At 53.2% G+C, this 20129-nt stretch carries 14 protein-coding genes; 5 read left to right on the top strand and 9 right to left on the bottom strand.

Features of this window, described 5'->3' with window-relative positions:
* Positions 1-27: 27 nt before the first annotated feature.
* The 3 genes from AWR27_RS03590 to AWR27_RS03580 all read right to left on the bottom strand — a co-directional run bounded on the left by AWR27_RS03590 (position 28) and on the right by AWR27_RS03580 (position 6345).
* Entirely contained in the window at positions 28-4110 is a 4083-nt protein-coding gene (locus tag AWR27_RS03590) for a hybrid sensor histidine kinase/response regulator transcription factor (RefSeq protein WP_232325964.1), read from the bottom strand.
* A 130-nt stretch (positions 4111-4240) separates the two neighbouring features.
* The gene (locus tag AWR27_RS03585; RefSeq protein WP_077129939.1) at positions 4241-5788 is read right to left on the bottom strand and encodes a S8 family serine peptidase; all 1548 of its coding nucleotides are present in this window, start codon (positions 5786-5788) and stop codon (positions 4241-4243) included.
* A gap of 8 nt (positions 5789-5796) precedes the next feature.
* The gene (locus tag AWR27_RS03580) at positions 5797-6345 is read right to left on the bottom strand and encodes an ABC transporter permease (protein ID WP_077129938.1); all 549 of its coding nucleotides are present in this window, start codon (positions 6343-6345) and stop codon (positions 5797-5799) included.
* 111 nt (positions 6346-6456) lie between these two features.
* Between AWR27_RS03580 and AWR27_RS03575 the strand changes: the two genes are divergently transcribed.
* The gene (locus tag AWR27_RS03575; protein ID WP_077129937.1) at positions 6457-7755 is read left to right on the top strand and encodes an aminopeptidase P family protein; all 1299 of its coding nucleotides are present in this window, start codon (positions 6457-6459) and stop codon (positions 7753-7755) included.
* A 70-nt stretch (positions 7756-7825) separates the two neighbouring features.
* Here the strand turns inward: AWR27_RS03575 and AWR27_RS03570 are convergent, their stop codons facing one another.
* The 3 genes from AWR27_RS03570 to AWR27_RS03560 form a co-directional block, all read right to left on the bottom strand.
* Complete coding sequence (locus AWR27_RS03570) at positions 7826-8437, bottom strand: TetR/AcrR family transcriptional regulator (protein WP_077129936.1); 612 nt, start codon at positions 8435-8437, stop codon at positions 7826-7828.
* A 162-nt stretch (positions 8438-8599) separates the two neighbouring features.
* Positions 8600-9040: a WapI family immunity protein gene (locus AWR27_RS03565; protein ID WP_077129935.1), complete on the bottom strand. Its 441-nt coding sequence runs from the start codon at positions 9038-9040 to the stop codon at positions 8600-8602.
* 154 nt (positions 9041-9194) lie between these two features.
* Complete coding sequence (locus AWR27_RS03560) at positions 9195-9626, bottom strand: WapI family immunity protein (RefSeq protein WP_077129934.1); 432 nt, start codon at positions 9624-9626, stop codon at positions 9195-9197.
* Positions 9627-9798: 172 nt separating this feature from the next.
* Between AWR27_RS03560 and AWR27_RS03555 the strand changes: the two genes are divergently transcribed.
* The 3 genes from AWR27_RS03555 (at position 9799) to AWR27_RS03545 (ending at position 12380) form a co-directional block, all read left to right on the top strand.
* Entirely contained in the window at positions 9799-11013 is a 1215-nt protein-coding gene (locus tag AWR27_RS03555; RefSeq protein WP_077129933.1) for a saccharopine dehydrogenase family protein, read from the top strand.
* A gap of 82 nt (positions 11014-11095) precedes the next feature.
* Positions 11096-11872: a hypothetical protein gene (locus AWR27_RS03550; RefSeq protein WP_077129932.1), complete on the top strand. Its 777-nt coding sequence runs from the start codon at positions 11096-11098 to the stop codon at positions 11870-11872.
* 64 nt (positions 11873-11936) lie between these two features.
* Positions 11937-12380, top strand: a complete 444-nt coding sequence (locus tag AWR27_RS03545) for an energy transducer TonB (RefSeq protein WP_077129931.1) — start codon at positions 11937-11939, stop codon at positions 12378-12380.
* Positions 12381-12662: 282 nt separating this feature from the next.
* On the opposite strand, the gene AWR27_RS03540 is transcribed toward AWR27_RS03545, so the two are convergent.
* Both AWR27_RS03540 and AWR27_RS03535 read right to left on the bottom strand, forming a co-directional pair.
* Complete coding sequence (locus tag AWR27_RS03540; protein WP_077129930.1) at positions 12663-14231, bottom strand: SusD/RagB family nutrient-binding outer membrane lipoprotein; 1569 nt, start codon at positions 14229-14231, stop codon at positions 12663-12665.
* A gap of 24 nt (positions 14232-14255) precedes the next feature.
* Complete coding sequence (locus AWR27_RS03535) at positions 14256-17537, bottom strand: SusC/RagA family TonB-linked outer membrane protein (protein WP_077129929.1); 3282 nt, start codon at positions 17535-17537, stop codon at positions 14256-14258.
* A 203-nt stretch (positions 17538-17740) separates the two neighbouring features.
* Between AWR27_RS03535 and nspC the strand changes: the two genes are divergently transcribed.
* Positions 17741-18943, top strand: a complete 1203-nt coding sequence (gene nspC / locus AWR27_RS03530; protein WP_077129928.1) for a carboxynorspermidine decarboxylase — start codon at positions 17741-17743, stop codon at positions 18941-18943.
* 148 nt (positions 18944-19091) lie between these two features.
* Here nspC and AWR27_RS03525 read toward each other — a convergent pair whose 3' ends face one another.
* Complete coding sequence (locus AWR27_RS03525; RefSeq protein ID WP_077133776.1) at positions 19092-20066, bottom strand: UDP-glucuronic acid decarboxylase family protein; 975 nt, start codon at positions 20064-20066, stop codon at positions 19092-19094.
* Positions 20067-20129 lie beyond the last annotated feature (63 nt).

The following is a 20129-nucleotide window of genomic DNA, read 5'->3' as shown; positions in this document are numbered from 1 at the left end:
CCTGAATCGAGCTATGTAGCACTTTTCTCAGACTCGGCGCGGGCTGTCGGCGACAAACTCGGTAGGTGTTTTCCGGTAGAACTCTTTAAACACCATTGTAAAATAAGAGGGCGTTTTGAAGCCGGTCAGATAAGCCGTTTGCGAAGCCGTATGACCTGCCCGCAGTAAATCGGCGGCTTTGCGAAGGCGATATTGCCGAATGAGTTCGTGCGGGTTAAGCTGGGTCAGGCTATGAATTTTCCGATACAGGGTTTTACGGCTCATCGCCAGTTCGTCGGCCAGCCAGTCGACCGTTAGGGCTGGGTTGCTGAGGTGGCTTTCGAGCAATTGATACACCCGCTGCAAAAACAGGTCTTCGACCCGATTGAGCGGACTGGGCGTATCGGACTGGGCTAACAGTTGCCGATATTGATCGCGCAATCGCTGCTGCCGCTGGGTCAGATTGCGCAGGCGCAGGTGTAGCTCAGCTACGTGAAACGGCTTTGCCAGATAATCATCGGCTCCTTCCTGCAAGCCCTCCAGCCGACTCGAATGAGCCGTTCTGGCCGACAGAATCACTACGGCAATGTGGTCGGTATAGGGGTTATTTTTAATTCGATGGGTTAGTTCGTAGCCATCGAGCCGGGGCATCATTACGTCGGAAACAACAATGTCGGGCAGTTCGGTTTGGGTCAGATGCCAGCCCTGTTCGCCATCAGCCGCCTGCAAAACGCGGTACGTGGCCGACAGTTCGGAAGCCAGAAACGTTCGGAGGTCGTCGTTGTCATCAACCAGCAAGACGAGCGGAATTTGCTCATCCTGTATCGGCTCGACACGTATCGACTCATTGGTTGCCGAGGAATAGTTCATCGGTATAGGCTCAGAGCCAGTTAATTGCAGGCGGGGCGCGTTGTAATTTGCCGACACGGGCAGCACAGGCAGCGTTACCGCAAACGTGCTGCCCCGGCCCGGCTGACTCCGTACTTCGATAATTCCACGCAGCCAGCGAACCAATTCGTTCACCAACGCCAACCCAATGCCAGTGCCTTCGTAAGCCCGCGTGTGCGACGTGTCGACCTGGTAAAATCGGTCGAAAATATGCGGCAGGTTTTCGGGTGCGATGCCAATGCCGGTATCCGTCACGGAAATGGTTACGGCAGTAGCCAAAGCCGTATCAGACCCGGTATCTGCTTGCAGCGTTACGGTAATCTGACCGTCTGCGTCAGTAAATTTCACGGCATTCGACAGCAGATTCGTGACTATTTTCTCCCATTTGTCGGCATCGAACAGGTATTCGTGCGAGGGCATGTTTACCACCCAGTCAAGCCGAACTCCCTTCTGTTCAGCAAATTGACAAAACGATTCAACCAACCGACTGACAAAGCTGCCGGGTTCGCCCCGCACAAGCGACCCCGTCATTTGATTCGATTCGAGCTTCGACAGGTCCAATAACTGGTTCACCAACTGTAGAAGCCGTTCGGCATTACGCTGCACCAAACCCAGCGACTGCCGCGTTACTGAATCTATCTGATTATCACGCAACAACTTCTCGACCGGCGACAAAATCAACGACAACGGCGTTCGGAACTCGTGCGTCATGTTCGTGAAAAACCGCGTCTTTAACTCATCAACCGTTTTGAGTTGCCCGGCTTCCTGGCGGCTCAGCTCAACCGCCTGTTGCTGCCGAATCCGATTGGCGTACACCCGAACGGAGGCCCAAATAGCCCCCATTGCCAGCAGCGCGTACAGGCTATACGCCCACCAGGTGGCCCACCAGGGCGGGCGTATCAACAACGCTACCGACGCTCCTTTTTCGTTCCAGAAGCCATCGCCATTGGCGGCTTTTACCCGGAACGTGTAGCGGCCCGGCGATAGATTGGTGTAGTTGGCGAAATGCCGGTTACCATTATCGACCCAGTTTTTATCGATGCCAACGAGTTGATAGGCGAACCGATTCTGTTCGGGCTGGGCGTAGTTCAGGGCTGTAAACCCGAACGACAGAAAATTTTCGTCGTGCTGTAGCGTAATCAGGCTATCAGTCAGCGGGCGGGGCCGATTCATGACCGATAGAGCGGTAATGTGAACAGGAAAAGGCCGGTTATCGTCGCGAATGCTATCGGGGTTAAAATGCACCACCCCGTTCAGACTACCGAAATACAGCCGGTCGTTCTGGCGATACACCGCATTACGCATAAAGCTATTGCTGGGCAGGCCGTCGGTAGCATAGTAATTGCGAAACACGTTGGCGATGGGGTCGAACCGGCACAGGCCGTTGTCGGTGCTGATCCACAAATTACCGGCCCGGTCGCTGCTGATGGCGGTAATGTTGTTGCTGGGCAGACCCTGCTGGGTTGTAATCGCCCTGAACCGCTTCTGTTGGGGATCGAACCGGTTGAGACCACCCTGATTCGTACCGACCCAGATAATGCCGGCATCGTCTTCATAGATAGTTTGTATGTCATTGCTGCTCAGTCCCGTATGTGGCCCGGCGCGATACTGACAGAACCGGCCCGTGTGCCGATTCAGACACCCTACACCCTGCTTCCGAAATGGTATCCACACCTCATTACCAGTACGACTGGCTAATAGGCCATGAATAAATTGATCGGGCAGCCCGGCGGCATTGCCGGGCTGGTATTTGTAGTAGCAGTAGCGGTGCGTTTGCGGATTGAACGACGCTATGCCCGACGTAGGCACTACGTAGCCGCCTACCCACAACTCGCCCGATGTTGCCCGACTAATGTATTCTATCGGCACGTCAGATGGGTAGAATGTGTATCGGCCCGATGCCGGGTTGAAACGATACAGCCCCGTAGTAGTTCCCAGCCAGATGCCACTGGCACTATCGGGAAGAAGCGCACGGATGTAGTTTCGGAACCGGTTCGTTGAGCCTAACACCACTGGTAATACGCGTCGCGGCTGACCATCTGACGCGGGCCGGTATACGTCATAGCCGGTACTGACCCAGCACCGGCCTGCCTGATCAGGTGCCAGCGCAATCACTTTGTTTTGGGTCAGATTAGCCGTGCCAACGGTTGGCTGAATCTGATACGTCTGAAAGGATTTCAGGCTGACAGATTGCCGGTCGACACCGTTATCGGTGCCTACCCACAGCGTACCGGCCCGGTCGATGTAAACTGTCTGTGCCGTGTTGCTACTGATGCCATTGGGCGCGTTTGGGTCGGGCTGGTAGGTAAAGACCTGATGCCGGGCCGGGTCAATACGTTGCAGTCCGGTGGTGGTAGCCAGCCAGAAAATCCCCTGCTGATCGCTACGCAGGGAATTCAGGAACGTAAACGGGTTGATTTTTCCCTGCGGATTGTAGGGTTCGGGTCGAAACGGTTGCCGGTTCAGGTCGAGCCGAAACAGGCCGTGGCCGGTTGTAGCGGTAGCCATCCAGAGGGTCTGTCGGGCATCGATCTGAAATGCGATGAACGTAGGCTGAACGGCTCCTGCCGGCACCGACACGGGTACCAGCGTATAATGTCCCGTTGCCGGATTCAGTAAATACAACCCTTCGTAAGTGCCCACCCAAAACCGATGTTGCGGGTCTTCAAAAACGGTTTTGATAGTAGCTTCGGGGCGGGGCAACGGGTAGAGCCTGAAGCGGTGCTGCCGGGGCTCGTAGCGGGCCACGCCCCCCAGCGTACTGATCCAGAGTTGGTGCTGACTGTCTTCGCAAACCGAATGCTGGTAATTCCAGCGGTGAGCATCGGCGGTTTGTATGAGGTGTGGCGTTACCCGTCCTGTCCGTTTATCGATCTCATGCAAGCCACCCAGCGTAGCCACCCAAAGCCGGTTCCGGTGATCTTCGCACAAGCCGTAAATCTGATTATTCTGGAAGCTGCTGCCCCGGTCGGCGGGGTCGGGTTTGAACACGCGGAACGTGTAGCCATCGTATTTGTTCAGACCATCGTCGGTGCCGAACCACATAAACCCTTCGCGGTCTTGCAGAATGCACAAAACCGAATTATTCGACAACCCATCTTTCACCGACAGATGATCAAACTGGTTTCGGATGGGCAAGGATTGAGCACCCATCCGACCTGCGGGCGGATTTATCTGCGCTACTCCTGGTGAATAAGCGAGTAGTAAATAACCTAAACAAAGCAGGGTCAGGAGCAGATTCACCGAATTAGTGCGTCTATTATAAATCGGGCAAATCGTTTACTATCATGGCTATAGTCAAAAATATCAGCCATAAATCCTATTAATAGCCCGAAAACGCCCGACAGTGCCAGTTAGTTCACCCGACAGCAGATTACTCCCAAATCACTTCTATTACTTTTCTCTTTAAATCAACGGTTGTTTGCTTCTCGCCTTTTTCCCGATGCAGCACAACCCGGCCATTCTGTACTTTAACCGCTTCCTGCTGCAATACGTGTAGTCCGTTTTTCTTGTGGAAAACCGATACTATCGTTTCTGACGTACTGACCGGCAACGACCACGTTTTGCCCGACGCCTTTACCAAATGGGCTGTGGCAGGCAGCGGCTGATTCTTCAGCAGTGCCAACGCCCGCGACGCCTGTGGCACACCGTAGCCAACGTAATTATTTCCGTAAGGATACAGATGTGACGATTTTTCGATAATCTCAATCACCTCTTTATTTGTTAACTTCGGATTCGCCTGCATCAAACAGGCTGCAAAGCCGGTAATGACCGGAGCCGACAGTGAGGTGCCATAGCGCGAAAAACACGACACGTTGGGTTTCAGGTACGGCAGACTTTCGGGACCAATGCTGCTGTAGCCAATGCGGTTCCAGAGCCGGTCGTTCGTAGCACCGATAGCCAGTACGCCCTGCGCATCGGCGGGGGTGCTGATGATGCGCCACGAACGGTCTTCGCCTTCGTTGCCTGCCGACACAATGATGAGAATACCTTTTTTGTCGGCGGCCAGTTGGGCGGCCCGGCTAATGAGACTGGTATGACCATCCATTTGGCTGGGCAAATAGTTTTCTTTCGGATTGCTCATGCCTTTAGCGTAGCCCAGCGAGGTGTTGATGAGCCGCACACCGAGGCTGTCCATCCATTCCATAGCAGCCACCCAGTTATCTTCCTCGCCCCTGAATTCGCGGTTGCCCTGATCGGTGCGGGCCAGATAAAACTGCGCGTCGGTTGCCAGCCCGTACTGAATATTGTCGGTGGGGTCGCTGCCAGCAATAGCGGCCAGCACTTCGGTGCCGTGAAAGTCAGACATGGTTTCCATCGTGCGAAGCAGGTTGCCGCGCGTTTTGGCGTTGTTCACGTAATCGCGCACCTGCTTTACTCCCTGCCGGGCAAATACGTGTTTGAGCGCGTTGGTCGAGTCGGCCCCGAAAAACCCGGCATCGATTACGCCAATGGTCACGAAACGGCCTGTCAGGCCCGCCCGAGAAAAATCTGATGCCTGAATCTGATTCATCACCGGTGCCAACTGCGGATTGGCAGGCAGGTCGAGGGCCGTAATCGTGATAGCCGGATCGATGGCCTGGATGGCTTTCACAAACGGCAACGTCTGCACCTGCGCCACCTGCGCCGTAGTTAACCGGGCCGACACCGCGTTAAGCCAGCGCGACCGGCACTCGATGTGCACCTCCAGCCCGGCCAGTTGCTCCAAATACGACGCCTGAACAGGCCGATCAGTATCATCGAGCGGCAGGTTCTGCTGCTGTCGGCGGCTAAGCGATGCGGGTGCCAAGGCCGGGGCATCGGCGGTGTTTTTAGCGTCGAACAGAATCCAGTATTTCGGTGCGCTGGCTGCTGGCTGAGCCAGCGTCAAGTTGCTGATAAGCAGCCCTAACCCAACCAATCCTATGGCAAATCGTTTCATCGGCAGAATTAAAACGTATCGACTATTTCTTTAATACGCACCCGAAGGCGTGGTTGTTCACCAGACGGCACAATTACGATAATTCGGTTAGTGATGCTCTCGCCGTTTCGGAGTATAAAACCGGCGGGAACATCGGTAGTAGTAACCACGTCTTTACCCTCGGCAGATTTCACCGTCTGCTTGTAGGGTATAGTAAAGGGCCGGGCCGAGACGGTGCCGCTTTTGCTGGTCATGCGCTTGCCGGTGGCGTTCAGGCAATCGAACGTAGCCAGTAAATCGGGGTCGCTTTCGGTGCCGAACAGGGTTTGACGTGGGAAGATCAGTTTAGTACAGCCGCTCCGATTGGCTACATAAAGTCCCAGTTCGACGCGGTTGTATTCTTCCGTTTTCACATCTTTCGAGCGTTCGTTCAATACCTCAACACCGTATTCAACGCCATTCAGTTGGGCGGGTTGGCCGGGCGAAACGTCATAAGCCGTTTGTGCGAAAATGGGGTTTATCTGAGAAAAAAAGTAGAAGCTCGCGGCTATCCATAGCCGCCATGGGTGGGAGAACATAGTTGTGTAATCAGATGATTTCGGTTAAGCCGTTAAAGATGCACGATTTTGGGCAAATCTGTACCGGGGCTTTGTATTTTTGCCAGATACAGGCTTACTCATTCATGTTCGATGCGCTATTTACCCATTGACCCGTCTTTGTTTGTTCAGAATCGGCAACGGCTCACGGCTCTGCTCAAACCCAACTCGCTGGTTGTTCTGAATGCCAACGACATTATGCCCACCAATGCCGACGGCACCATGACATTTCGGCAAAATAACGATCTGTTTTACCTGACCGGCGTTGACCAGGAAGAAACCCAGTTCGTACTTTTCCCCGACCATCCCGATCCTAAATTTCGCGAGGTGCTGTTTCTGCGCGAAACGAGCGAACAGATTGAAATCTGGGAAGGTCACAAACTCACCAAAGCCGAAGCCGAGCAGGTAACGGGTCTGCCACAGCGGCAAATCTACTGGACCCACCAGTTCGAGCAGGTCTTCGGGCAGATGGTTTTCGAGGCCGAACAGGTGTATCTGAATACCAACGAACACACCCGCGCAACGATAGACGTGCAAACCCGTGATGCCCGCTTCGTCGACGAGTTCAGGCAGCGTTACCCGCTACACCGGCTCGAACGGCTGGCTCCGCTCATGCACCACCTGCGGGCTATTAAGCAGCCGCTCGAAATTCCGCTCATCCAAACCGCCATCGACATCACCGACCGCATGTTCCGGCGATTGCTGACGTTCGTGAAACCGGGCGTTTGGGAATACGAAATCGAGGCCGAGATGATGCACGAGTTTCTGCGGCATCGGTCGCGCGGCACGGCCTATTCGCCCATCATAGCATCGGGAGCCAATAGCTGCGTACTGCATTACGTCGACAACAGCCAGCAATGCCAGGCTGGCGACGTACTGCTGCTCGATCTGGGTGCTGAATATGCTAATTATAACGCCGACATGACCCGGACTCTTCCGGTCAATGGTCGGTTTACAGCCCGGCAACGGGCCGTTTATGATGCCGTGCTGCGCGTAATGAAAGAGGCAAAACAGATGCTACGCCCCGGCAATCTGTGGGACGACTATCACCGCGAAGTCGGCAAAATTATGGAGTCAGAACTGATTGGACTGGGCCTGCTCGACCGGCACGAGGTAGCGAAACAAAACCCCGATGCGCCCTTGTACAAAAAATATTTCATGCACGGCACGTCGCACTTCCTGGGACTCGACGTTCACGACGTGGGCAACAAATACCGGCGTATGGAGCCGGGCATGGTGTTTACCGTAGAGCCGGGCATTTACATCCGGGAGGAGAAGTTAGGCATCCGACTCGAAAACAACGTATTATTGACTGATTCGGGCAACATCGACCTGATGGCAAACATCCCGCTCGAAGCGGAGGAGATTGAAGGAATGATGAGTGAAAAGTGAAAAGTTGGCTGACGCCTACAGGTCCTCTATGCGTCAGCCAACTTTTCACTTTTCATTTTTCACTACAAAACTACTTCTCTTTTGCTTTTTCGCGCTCGAGGGCGATGTTCAGGCTGGAGTAGATTCGGCGGATGGCCGTTTCGAGCCGCTCCCAACCCGCTTCAGACGTAAGGTCAATATCAACGATATGATCACGCTGCGTGCTGGTCAGCACGATATACGTTACTGCCGATACCATCAGGCTGGTGATGGCAATAGGGTCGAAATCGTTGTAAGGGGCCAGTTTCGTTACCAGCGTTTTGTACGATTTGTCGCGGAATTCGGCCAAACGGCGGGCCAGTTCGGTTTCGCCGTTGGTCATTTCCCAGCGAATCAGTTCCTGCGATGGTTTGCGCTGCCGAAACTCGCGCATAAACTGAATGGTGTATTCCGACCATACCTTACTGCGGGTTTCGGGGGTCAGGTTATCCGGCACCTGATCGAGGAACTTGTCATTGAACATCGACAGGAAAAATCCCCGATGAACATAGGCTTCAAGTAGCCCGTTCCATCCGCCAAAATAACGGTAGATCAGTACTTTGTTTACGCCTGCCTGCTCGGCTACGGCATTGATACCAGCTTTGGCAGTACCTCTTTCGGCCATTACGTCTCCCATAGCCCGCAGGATGCGTTCCATGGTCATCTGGCGGTTTCTACGCTTGACGACTTTCATACTCGTGATTGGTTAGTGTAATAATTAGGCATGTAAAACCCCTCATAGGATAGCAACTATATAACGCTACCGACAGACAAGTCTGGGTACAAATATGTAGAATAGATTCGCTGTTACCAAGCGGTAACGTGATTATCGTACGGGAAAATTTATAAACTGGCCCGATAATTCGTCAATTGCCTCGGCTAACTTCCGTTTTGACACTACAACAGGTAACCAGAAAGGTAGAAATGGGTCAGAATGCCAATCAGGGGCTATCTCATAGGCCAGTTTTATCTGTAGCAAAAATTCATCAGTATCAGCCGATATGCACTCAACGCTCAGGCAGGGTTCTGAAAATAAGAGCCGGGGTAACGGACGTCCTGTCGTGTATAAATGACGCATCCAGCCAAGAAGTGTTTCCACCTCATAGGTATGTAAAATAGCTGCCGTTGAGGTTGACTGGTGATGCTGCCAGCCCGACCGGATGGCGATCCACAACAAATTCCGGTCGGCCATGACCGGGTTGGCCGCGTCATGTTCATAATCCAGAATATTAAGTTCAAAAAAGCTGCGTTGTCCGGTCAGGAGCATAGCAAAAGCGACCTCTATGGGCCACGTAATTCGTTGGTTATTAAGAGAAATCGTATATATACGTCTGAAAGATAGGCATATACGTCATGAAACACAAATCCCGAACGGATCGACCCAATCCGTTCGGGATATTAACCCGGTGCATACTACTGAGTTATCGCTCAGGAAAAGCCGCCAGTTGGCCCGATAAGTCCTTGATCGCTTCCTGTAACTGATTCCGGTTTAAGGTCATATCCATCGATACCGGAAAATCGGGGTATTGATGCCACGAAGGCGTTAATTCATTATCTAATTGAATTTGGAGCCTGTATTGTTCGTTGGGCAGTGCCGTGGCTTCTACGCTTAATCCCGGATTGGTAAATGTCAGCTCAATATGATTAGCTGCTTTATTCCACAGTGACCGCAGGCCGCTTAGCAACCGGCTCACTTCCCACGTCTGTAACGGCACCGATTGCGTATCGGTTTGCTGACGCCAATGCGTCGAAAAACGGCACTGCAACCGGTTGCGTTCGCGCCAGTTCGATACCTTCTTTCCGTAGCCAACAATCGACAGTTCAAACGAACCGAGTGAAGACGTAAATTTCATAACGTAGTGTGTTTTGAGAATTCAATGAATTATCTACTAAACAAATATAGTAAAAATAATGTTCGCATCCAACTTTCCAACCCAGCTACTTTACGAGCCTGACTGATGCCACCAAGCGGCAACTGTTCTATCTTTGCGCCCGAAACCAAACGCAACAAACGCAAACCACAATATGGCAAAAGTGCTCATTATTGGAGCCGGGGGCGTGGGTAGTGTTGTAGCACACAAATGTGCTATGAACAGCCACGTATTCACCAACATTATGCTGGCAAGCCGCACCCGGTCGAAGTGTGACCGGATAGCCGCCGAAATTCAGGAAATGCACGGCGTTACTATTCAAACGGCTCAGGTCGATGCCGACGTAGTGGCCGACACGGTGGCTCTGATTCGGTCGTTTGGCCCGGTGTTGGTCATTAACGTAGCTCTCCCCTATCAGGATTTACCCATCATGGATGCCTGTCTGGAAGCGGGAGTTCACTATATGGACACGGCCAATTACGAGCCGAAAGACGTTGCCAAATTTGAATATAGCTGGCAGTGGGCCTACAAGGAGCGGTTTGAACAGGCCGGATTGATGGCCCTGCTCGGCTGCGGCTTCGACCCCGGTGCCACGCAGGTGTTTACGGCCTATGCTGCCAAACACCATTTCGACCGGATGGATTATTTAGACATTGTAGACTGCAACGCCGGCAATCACGGCAAGGCGTTTGCTACCAATTTCAATCCTGAAATCAACATTCGCGAGATTACGCAGCCGGGCCGCTACTGGGAAAACGGCGGCTGGGTCGAAATTCCGGCCATGAGCATTCACAAGCCGATTGATTATCCCGAAATTGGCTCACGCGAGTCGTATGTGCTTTATCACGAAGAATTGGAATCGCTCGTTAAAAACTTCCCGACGCTGAAACGGGCACGCTTCTGGATGACCTTTGGGCAGGCATATCTGACCCATCTTGACGTGTTGCAAAACGTGGGCATGACCCGCATCGACCCCGTCAAGTTTCAGGGCATGGACATTGTACCGCTCGAATTCCTGAAAGCCGTTCTGCCCGCGCCCGACTCGCTCGGCGAAAACTATACCGGTCAAACCAGTATCGGGTGTCAGATTAAAGGCGTAAAAGACGGCGAAGAGCGTACCTACTATATCTGGAACAACTGCGACCATGCTGAGACATACAAGGAAGTACGCGGCCAGGCCGTTAGTTACACAACGGGCGTTCCGGCCATGATTGGCGCCATGCTGATGCTGACCGGCGTCTGGATGAAACCCGGCGTCTGGAACTGCGAAGAACTTGACCCTGATCCGTTTATCGAGCAGATGAATAAGCAGGGACTGCCCGTACAGGAGCGTGTAAATATTCCGCTTCCACACGAGTACCCGAACTAATGAAGTCACATGAACCGCCTGTTTCCGTAAGGGGGCGACTTAAGTCGCCCCCTTACGGAAACAGATGCTAATAAAGTCTCTAATGCGCTACTATCTGCTTTTACTCTGCCTTTCCGTGCTGCCAGCACTGGCGCAAACACCCGATACTACCCGGCGAAAGGCTGCGGCAACTTCGACTTCGCAAGGTCCCAGCGCGCTCGAAACGACCGATGCTAACTTACGGGCCAATGTGTTGCAGGGTGCGGGCATAACGCCCAATTCATTCATCCTGACGGTCGATAATCGGTACGAAGGGCTGGTTGGCACACCTTATTTTCTGCCCAAATGGACCAATGGGCAGGTTGATCTGGTGGGCGGCAAAACGTACACGAACGTACCACTCAAATTCGATGCAGCCCGGCAGGCACTGATTCTGTTGCGGCCCCGGCAAGGAAATGATTCTATTATCATTGACCGGGCTACAGTGCAAAATTTCCGGTTAGACAACGGCGCGGGGCAGGTGTACTTGTTTCGGCGGTATCCATCGGCCAAAACCAGCGAAGCAGAAGCCGCCGGTGGGTATTTTCTGGTATTGCACGAGGGCAAAACCAGTCTGCTCAAACGCGTTTCAAAAACCTTTCAGGCTGCCGATTTCAAAGGTGCTTACGCCAGCGGTGATCGCTACGATACCTTCACCGACGCCAATACTTATTACCTGCTCAAACCCGACCAATCGCTGACGAAAGTTAAACTGAGCAAGAAATCGCTGCTCGACGCGCTCGCCGACAAACGCGACGCGCTCAAACCCGCTGCCGACAAACTCAGCCTGAAAACCGAAGCCGACGCCATCGCGCTGGTAAAAGAGTACGATGGTTTATAAGCCGTTTGTGTAATCACCCCAAAACCAGCATCGAAACAGTATCGCACTAAACCGCTTCGATGCTATGCTTATTTTTAAACCGCTACCCACCCTTATTTGGGGACTATTTTTGCTAACCTCCCCCAAAACGGCTATCGACTGCCTGGGCCAAACTAACCAGTTTGACGGAGAAATTGTATTCACCGTTGTTGAAACACCACCAACATTTCCGGGTGGAGAAAAGGCCCTGTATCATTACCTCAAACAAGCTGTTCAATACCCCGAATCAGCCCGGAAAGCAGGTGTGAAAGGCCGGGTATTTGTGACCTTTGTGGTGCGAAAAGATGGACAACTAACTGACGTTGATGTGGTGCTTGGCCTGGGCCACGGCTGCAATGAAGAAGCTTTACGCGTTGTGAAGGCTATGCCGCGCTGGAATCCCGGCAGACAGTCGGGCTTTCCAATTCATGTTAAGTACAACCTGCCTGTATCATTTGGCGTTGCTGATGTGTTTGAACCCAAAAAGTAATGTCCTGAATAGACGACCCTATTGACATTGCTATCGTGTGGCTGGCTGGCGCGAAGGAGACGCAAAGGGTTGCGTCTCTACAGGTGACCATCCCACGTAGAGACGCAACCCTTTGCGTCTCCACATGCGCCAGCCAGCCTTTGTGTCTCCTTCGCGTCAGCCACCCTTTGCGCCAACCAGCCACCACGCGTAATTCAATGGCATGTTATAGCCCTTACCATCAAAAAAGCCGCCCTCAACCGAAGGCGGCTTTTAACCGTTTATACCTAACTTAAAACTGCCTTATTGCGGGCCGGTGGTACGCGTGTCCCAGAATACGGGCCGCTCACTCAGGTTGGTGCGCTGCTGAAGGTTCGGATTGGCATCGACCTCCTGTTGCGGGTAAGGCAACGCACGCGGTACGCGGCCCTGATTGCCAGGGTTAGACCCCACCGGAATGCGCGACAGAGCCGGGAAGCCCGTCCGACGCCAGTCGTTCCAGGGTTCGAGGGGCACCATGAAGTTGGCAATGTATTTTTCTTCGATTAGCTGCTGGAGTTGCTGCTCAGGCGAACCGGTCAGCGTACCTAACCGGGAAATGTAGGCTGCCGCCTGCGTACCCAGCCCGGCATCCGTAAACGAAGCTGTGATACCACGCTGGAAAAAGTCCTGGGCACTGCCGGGACCACCATAACGCAACGCCAGTTCGGCCCGGATGAAATTGTATTCGGCAAACGTCAGCATCTGCACGGGGGCCGTGCCGTCGTAGGCCAACTGCGCTACGCCCAGCGTTGGGCCAGCGGGCAGCGAAGCCGCTGGCGTTGTCAGGGCACCCCGCACAAAAGTATGCAACCGCGAAAGAGTATTACGTACCTGGTTGCCACCGGTACCATTTGCTAAACCTATATAACCGCCTGTAGTGCTAACCGGTGGTGTAGCAAGCAGAGCCGGGGTAAACGGCGCGGGCGTAAAATACGCAGCCCGGCGCGGGTCGGCTTTGCTGTTCATCAGGTTCACGAGCGTCGCGCTGGTGGCAATGTCGTCGGTGCGTGTCAGAATAAACTGGTGCGTCGGGTTCTGGCGGTTGGCCGTTGTTTCAAACCGCTGCTGGAAATCATCCGCGACACCAGTCATAAAGCCGGTAGTGGTGTTGGCATCCAAGCCACGCACAAAGGTATTCACCACGTCGGGCGTTACGGCATTGGCGTTCAGCATGTGCAGATACAGCCTCAGTTTGAGCGTGTTCGCCATCCGAATCCAGCGTTGCGCGTTGCCACCGTAAACGTAATCGGCTACGGTCGGAGCCGTCAGCGACGATGTTCTGCCGAGGTCGGCAATGGCTTCATCGAGCAGCCGGATAACGCCTGCATACACATCGCGCGAATTATCGGGTTTGGGCTGAACGTTAGCAGTACCCTGCAAAGCCTCCGAGAACGGCACGTCGCCCCACAAATCGGTTGCCACGCTGTAGGTATACGCTTTCATTGCTTTGGCAATACCAAAAAATGCCGGGTGCGTAGCCTGCGGGTCTTTCCGCACAATCTCCTCCAAATCGGCCAGAACACCCGCATACAGCGCATCCCGAAACAGGTTGTTCACCTCGGTCGATTGCAGGTTGTAGGCATCCCAGGCTTCGGTTTGCCGTCCGTTCTGAGCCGCAACCTGCTGGGCAAACAGCAGCGTAAAGCGACCCACTTCACCCCCTACGTTGAAACCAAGTCGGGCTTGTGCGCTGGTCAGCAGCAGGTTGGCTGGTGCCGATGCGGCTAAGTTGGGGCTGGTATTTACCTCAAAATAATCGTTGCAGCTCGTGCCGGTCAGCATCAAGGCGGCTACCGTGAGCGAACGAAGTGTAAGTTTATATAGATTCATGGTTGATTTCGGTTTTGGCTGCTTTTAGAACGACAGGCGCACCAGGCCACCGTAGGTACGGGCTTGTGGTAACGTATTGAATTCGATACCCTGCAGGTTCTGATTGCTGTTCACGTTAAATTCAGGATCGATGTGCGGCACCTTCGTCCAGAGCAGCAGGTTGCGGCCATTGACGCCCACTTCCACATTGCCAAATGGAGTACGTTGCAGCCATTTCTTCGGAATGTTATACGTGAGGCTGGCTTCGCGCAGGCGCGTCCACGAACCATCGAAGATGAACATCCCCGGCGCGTTGAACGTATAAAGCTGACCCCAATACTGCTGCCCTGTTATAGCCACATCATTCGCCACGGGCGAGGCTCCGGTAGCCAGAGCGGTGCCCTCACGTGAAGTCAATACAGGTTGCCCGTTGCTGACGGTTCCGTTACCAAAGACGCCATCCACAACGTAGTTACGCAGTGGCTGCCCGTCGGCACCAAAGCGTGGCAGTTCGGCGGTTTCGGCGGCAACGCCCGTCCGGCGAAGGTCGCCAATCACGCGCGACAGCACCTGCCCGCCACTCCGAATGTCGATCAGGAAATTCAGGTTGATGCCTTTGTAGCTGAAATTGTTCACAACACCACCCGTCCAGCGTGGGTTCGGGTCGCCTACGTATTGCAGGCCGCGCGGATCCAAGATGGGGAATCCGTTGGTGGGGTTAACCACTAACCGGCCCTCTGCCGTGCGCAGCAACGTGTTGGCAAACATAGCTCCGTAGGGCAAGCCTTCCTGAATACGACCCTGGGCCGTAGTGAAGGGTCCGAGCGAGATATTCTGTACGCCCGGTGCCAGCGAAATTACGTTATTACGAATCCGTGAACCGTTGAAGTTGATGTCCCACTTGAAGTTCGGGTTCCGAACGGGGGTGAAACTCAGGTTCCATTCCCAGCCCGTCGATTCAAGCACGCCAGCGTTACGGGCTACGTTCGTAAAGCCCGATGCGCCAGCAATGGGTACAGATATAATGATGTCGGTCGAACGCTGACTGAACCGGGTAACGTCTAACCCAACGCGGTTGTCCCAGAACTTGAGTTCAATACCGGCTTCTGCCGAACGCGTAAACTCAGGACCAAGCTGCGGGTTGCCGGCTCCATCCTGCAATGTGCGGCCCTGTTGCCCTAAGAACGGAAACTGAATCTGTGGTCCGAAGCCATCGGATGGGTTGGCATTGTCGAAGTAAGTAGCCGTGGCAAACAGAAATGCTTCACGCCCCACACGCGCCCAGGCTCCCTTCACTTTCGCAAACGACAGAATCCGCTGATCGCCAAACACCTGCGGCAGCGCGTCGGTTAAAATCACGCTACCCGACACCGATGGGTAGAAATACGAACGATTGCCCCGCGCAAAAGTCGAAGACCAGTCGTTCCGGCCTGTTACGGTCAGGTTTGCCCAGCCTTTGTAGCTGATATCGACGTTGGCAAACACGCCAATCAGCCGCCGACGCAATTGCTCGTAATACGGAATGAAGTTCGTGGCATTGTTGATGTTGTTGAAGTCACGCGTTGCCAGCGTGTTGCCTACAACTGCCTGGTCGACCTGATTGATCTGGTTGATTTCAGAGCCTACGAGTGCCGTAATCTTCAGGTCGTCGTTCAGGTTGAACGTACCCGTCAGGTTGTTGTAAAAGCTGGTTTCCCGGCGGGTGATATTGCGGTTGCCAATGGCTCCAACACCGGCAACGGCGTGGTTAGCCTGCCCGCGTGCGCCAATGGCATCAACCGTGAAGCGGTTTTCGGTGAACATATCCGTACCGGCACGACCCGAATACGTCAGCCAGTTGTTGAGCTTATAGCTCAGATTCACGTTACCGATCAGACGGCTGCGGTTGTCGTTGTAGAGGTTGTTGCGAAGTGTCCAGAACGGGTTGTCGGTGTTGGCATTGAAAAACACCTGCGAACCATCGGGGCGGGTGTTGGGTTCGCCCAGCAGGTTGTAATCGCGCGGCAAAAACCAACCCCGGAACAACGGATTCGATAGCTGATTACCAATCTGGCTCCGCTGCGAGGTGTTATAAACATACTGAATATTCGTGCCTACATTCAGCCGGTCGGTCAGTTGCGAACTGGCATTGGCCGTAAACGTGTGGCGATCCAGTTTGTTGCTTTCCATATAGCCTTTGTCGCTGAGCAGACCATATGAGAAGTAGTAGTTCGACTTATCGGTAGCTCCCGAAAAGCTAACGTTGTGTTGCTGGTTGAAGCCCTGCCGGAACATATCGCGCACGTTGTTCGGATAGGCCGTAAGTGCCACCGAATCGGGCAGGTTGAACAAAGCCCGGTCTGCTGCCGAGTATGCACTCGGTACGCGCTGCCCCTGAATAATAGGTCCCCAGCTTAACTGGTCGGCGTTGGGCTGGTATATAGGCGCAACGGGCTGACCGGCAGCATTGAGCGACGTACCGCGACCGTACTGGTTCTGATAATCGGGGAAGCGGTTCACTTCTACCACGTTATACGAACCTGTGTAGTTCACCACATTTTTTTTGTTGCCAACGGCTTTGCCTTTTTTAGTCGTAATCATGATAACCCCGGCTGCGGCCCGCGACCCGTAGAGGGCGGCAGCGGCTGGCCCTTTCAGCACGGTCATGGTCTCGATGTCGTCCTGGTTAAGGTCGATACCCCGGTTTGAGTTCGACACGCCCGTTTGCGAGTTCGACGTATTCAGCAAACCCGAACCGCCTACGCCACCACCATTATCGACCGGAATACCATCGACAACAAACAGCGGCTGATTGCTCTGCGTGAAGGTGGTCAGGCCGCGAATCTGAATGTTCGACGACGAGCCGGTAGCTCCATTAGAACCGGAAATGCGCACCCCGGCAATTTTGCCGCTCAATGCGTTGGCAATGTTAGTGGTTCGACCAACGGTCAGTTCTTCATTTTTGATGGTGGTTTGCGAGAAACCCAGCCCTTTAGCTTCTTTCTGCACCCCAAGTGCCGTAACAACAACCTCGTTCAACTGCCGCGAGTCGGCTTTGAGCGACACATCAATTACTGAACGGTTGCCAATTTCAACCTCCTGGTTCAGCATACCTACGAAACTGACAACCAGCCGGTCGGCGGTGCCAACACCGAGCCGGTAAGTTCCGTTGGCGTCGGTAGTAGTACCGCGATTAGTGCCTTTGATGGCTACGCTGGCTCCTGGAATGGGGGTGCCGTCTTCGGCACTGGTGATTCGGCCCGTAATGGTACGTTCCTGAGCATATGCCAAACCTGACAATGCCAGCAGCCAAACCCCGAATAGAAGTCTGATACACGTTATCCGCATAACGATGAAAGTTTAAGTTAAGTAATTGTGAAAAAATGATTTAGAGAAACAGTTTTTTATGCCTGTGCTAAGTAACGTAATAGTAACAGTAAATGTTTCGATAGTATTACTATTATTTTAAATTTTAATGTGCGTCTGTTAATGCACCACACATTTTTAAAAACTGCGTTCAGGCCGGGTATAAATCACCGTACCTTTGCCGTATGAACACAACCACACAGGTCTATACGAACGACGTTCCATCTCCCTGTTTTGTATTGGATGAGGCTAAACTTCAGCGCAATCTGGAACTGATCGACTCCGTACAGAAAGCGGCTGGCGTCACTATTATTTTAGCACTCAAGGGTTTTTCCATGTACAGCACATTCCCGTTTGTGCGCCAGTATCTGAGCGGGGCCACGGCTTCGTCGCTCAACGAAGTCAAGCTCGTTAACGAGTACATGGGGGTGAAAGCCCATACATACGTTCCTGCCTACCGCGATGATGAGTTTGTTGACATACTGGAACGCAGCAGCCACGTTACGTTCAACTCATGGAGTCAGTGGGAAAGATTTAGTGAAAAGTTAATAGTGAAAAGTGAAGCAGATACCTCTGAAGGAAACTCTTCACTTTTCACTATTAACTTTTCACTCCCTTCCTTCGGTATTCGCGTCAATCCGCAGTATTCCGAAGTAGCCACAGACATGTACAACCCCTGTGTACCGGGGTCAAGGCTCGGTGCCACCCGCGACCAACTGCCCGACCAACTGCCCGAAGGTTTGGAAGGCATACATTTTCATACCCTTTGCGAAAATGACTCATTCACGCTCGAACGAACGCTCCACGCGTTAGAAAGCCGTTTCGGCGATTTATTGCATCAGGCCAAGTGGGTGAACATGGGCGGAGGGCACCTCATGACGCGCGAAGGCTACGATACGGAGCACCTGATTGGCGTACTGAAAGCTTTCCGCGAGAAATATGATGTGGAAGTCATTTTAGAACCCGGCTCAGCCATTGCCTGGCAAACGGGGGTGCTGGTTTCCACAGTACTCGACGTATTTAATAGTCAGGGCATTGATGTCGCTATTCTCGACACGTCGTTTGCGGCTCACATGCCCGATACGCTCGAAATGCCCTACAAGCCGCGTATTCTGGGAGCTTACCACGACCCTGTAGCGGGCAAACCCACTTACCGGCTCGGCGGCATGACCTGTCTTGCAGGCGATTTTATGGGCGATTATTCGTTCGATGAGCCGTTACAGATCGGCGACCGCGTTGTGTTCGACGATATGATTCATTACACGATGGTGAAAACCACCACCTTCAACGGCGTAAACCTGCCCAGCATTGGCATTTTGCGCACAAACGGACAATTCGACCTGATTCGGGAATATGGCTACGAGAGTTTCAAAGACCGCCTGAGTTAACGCACAACCGCCGTCCCGGTCGGCTATACATTAACAAAAAACCTGCGCACAAGAAGTTCGCAGGTTTTCATATAGACAGCTAAAGGTGTTCTGCGCAAGGCAGATACAACTGTAAAAGTATGCAGAGATTTACGAAATACAAAGTCAGTTACTTAAACTCCCGGTGGTAAGCCGCTTTGTAGAGTTCCTCTTCGGGCAGACTTTTGAAATACTCATACGTAATCCGCAATCCCTGATCCCGCGACACCTTCGGTTCCCAGTCCAGAATGGCTTTTGCCTTCGTGATGTCGGGTTGACGCTGTTTTGGGTCGTCTTTGGGTAACTCTTTGAAAATGAGTTTCTGCGACGTACCAGTTAATTTGATGATTTCCTCACCAAACTCCTTAATCGTGATTTCTGCGGGGTTGCCAACATTAACTGGGTACGCATAATCACTCAGCAGCAGCCGGTAAATCCCTTCAACCAGATCATCTACGTAGCAAAATGACCGGGTTTGGCTCCCGTCGCCAAAAACGGTCAGGTCTTCGCCCCGCAGAGCCTGCCCAATAAAGGCGGGCAGCACCCGACCGTCGTTCAGGCGCATACGCGGACCGTAGGTGTTGAAAATCCGAACGATGCGCGTTTCCAGGCCGTGATAGGTATGGTAGGCCATCGTCATGGCTTCCTGGAATCGCTTGGCTTCGTCGTATACGCCACGCGGGCCAACGGGGTTCACGTTGCCCCAGTACTCTTCGTTTTGCGGATGAACCGTTGGATCACCATACACCTCCGACGTGCTGGCAATCAGAACGCGGGCGTTTTTTACGCGGGCCAGCCCTAAGCAATTGTGGATACCAAGCGACCCTACTTTGAGCGTTTGGATCGGAATCTTCAGATAGTCAATCGGGCTGGCGGGCGAAGCAAAGTGCAGGATATAATCCAGTTGGCCCGGCACATGGATAAACTTCGATACGTCGTGGTGGTAGAACTCGAAATTGGGCAAATGAAACAAGTGTTCGATGTTCCGAATATCGCCCGTAATCAGGTTGTCCATCGCGATGACGTGATAGCCTTCTTTGATGAACCGGTCGCACAGGTGCGACCCTAAAAAACCGGCCCCGCCGGTGATGAGAACTCTCTTCATGATTGAAAAATGTATAATGAAAAGTGAAAAGTGAAAAATGGCTGCATCGGTCATTTTTCACTT

It is taken from the genome of Spirosoma montaniterrae, assembly GCF_001988955.1.
Classification (GTDB): domain Bacteria; phylum Bacteroidota; class Bacteroidia; order Cytophagales; family Spirosomataceae; genus Spirosoma; species Spirosoma montaniterrae.
The sequence above is the reverse complement of the archived record's forward strand: the minus strand, read 5'-3'. Positions and strand labels throughout refer to the sequence as shown.

What these genes read in the sequence shown, in the direction of transcription:
- AWR27_RS03580 (WP_077129938.1), bottom strand. Translation starts at nt 6,345, where the DNA reads ATGTTCTCCCACCCATGGCGGCTATGGATAGCCGCGAGCTTCTACTTT.
- AWR27_RS03585 (WP_077129939.1), bottom strand. Translation starts at nt 5,788, where the DNA reads ATGAAACGATTTGCCATAGGATTGGTTGGGTTAGGGCTGCTTATCAGC.
- AWR27_RS03575 (WP_077129937.1), top strand. Translation starts at nt 6,457, where the DNA reads ATGCGCTATTTACCCATTGACCCGTCTTTGTTTGTTCAGAATCGGCAA.
- AWR27_RS03570 (WP_077129936.1), bottom strand. Translation starts at nt 8,437, where the DNA reads ATGACCATGGAACGCATCCTGCGGGCTATGGGAGACGTAATGGCCGAA.
- AWR27_RS03565 (WP_077129935.1), bottom strand. Translation starts at nt 9,040, where the DNA reads ATGCTCCTGACCGGACAACGCAGCTTTTTTGAACTTAATATTCTGGAT.
- AWR27_RS03535 (WP_077129929.1), bottom strand. Translation starts at nt 17,537, where the DNA reads ATGCGGATAACGTGTATCAGACTTCTATTCGGGGTTTGGCTGCTGGCA.
- AWR27_RS03555 (WP_077129933.1), top strand. Translation starts at nt 9,799, where the DNA reads ATGGCAAAAGTGCTCATTATTGGAGCCGGGGGCGTGGGTAGTGTTGTA.
- AWR27_RS03545 (WP_077129931.1), top strand. Translation starts at nt 11,937, where the DNA reads ATGCTTATTTTTAAACCGCTACCCACCCTTATTTGGGGACTATTTTTG.
- nspC (WP_077129928.1), top strand. Translation starts at nt 17,741, where the DNA reads ATGAACACAACCACACAGGTCTATACGAACGACGTTCCATCTCCCTGT.
- AWR27_RS03540 (WP_077129930.1), bottom strand. Translation starts at nt 14,231, where the DNA reads ATGAATCTATATAAACTTACACTTCGTTCGCTCACGGTAGCCGCCTTG.
- AWR27_RS03550 (WP_077129932.1), top strand. Translation starts at nt 11,096, where the DNA reads ATGCGCTACTATCTGCTTTTACTCTGCCTTTCCGTGCTGCCAGCACTG.
- AWR27_RS03525 (WP_077133776.1), bottom strand. Translation starts at nt 20,066, where the DNA reads ATGAAGAGAGTTCTCATCACCGGCGGGGCCGGTTTTTTAGGGTCGCAC.
- AWR27_RS03560 (WP_077129934.1), bottom strand. Translation starts at nt 9,626, where the DNA reads ATGAAATTTACGTCTTCACTCGGTTCGTTTGAACTGTCGATTGTTGGC.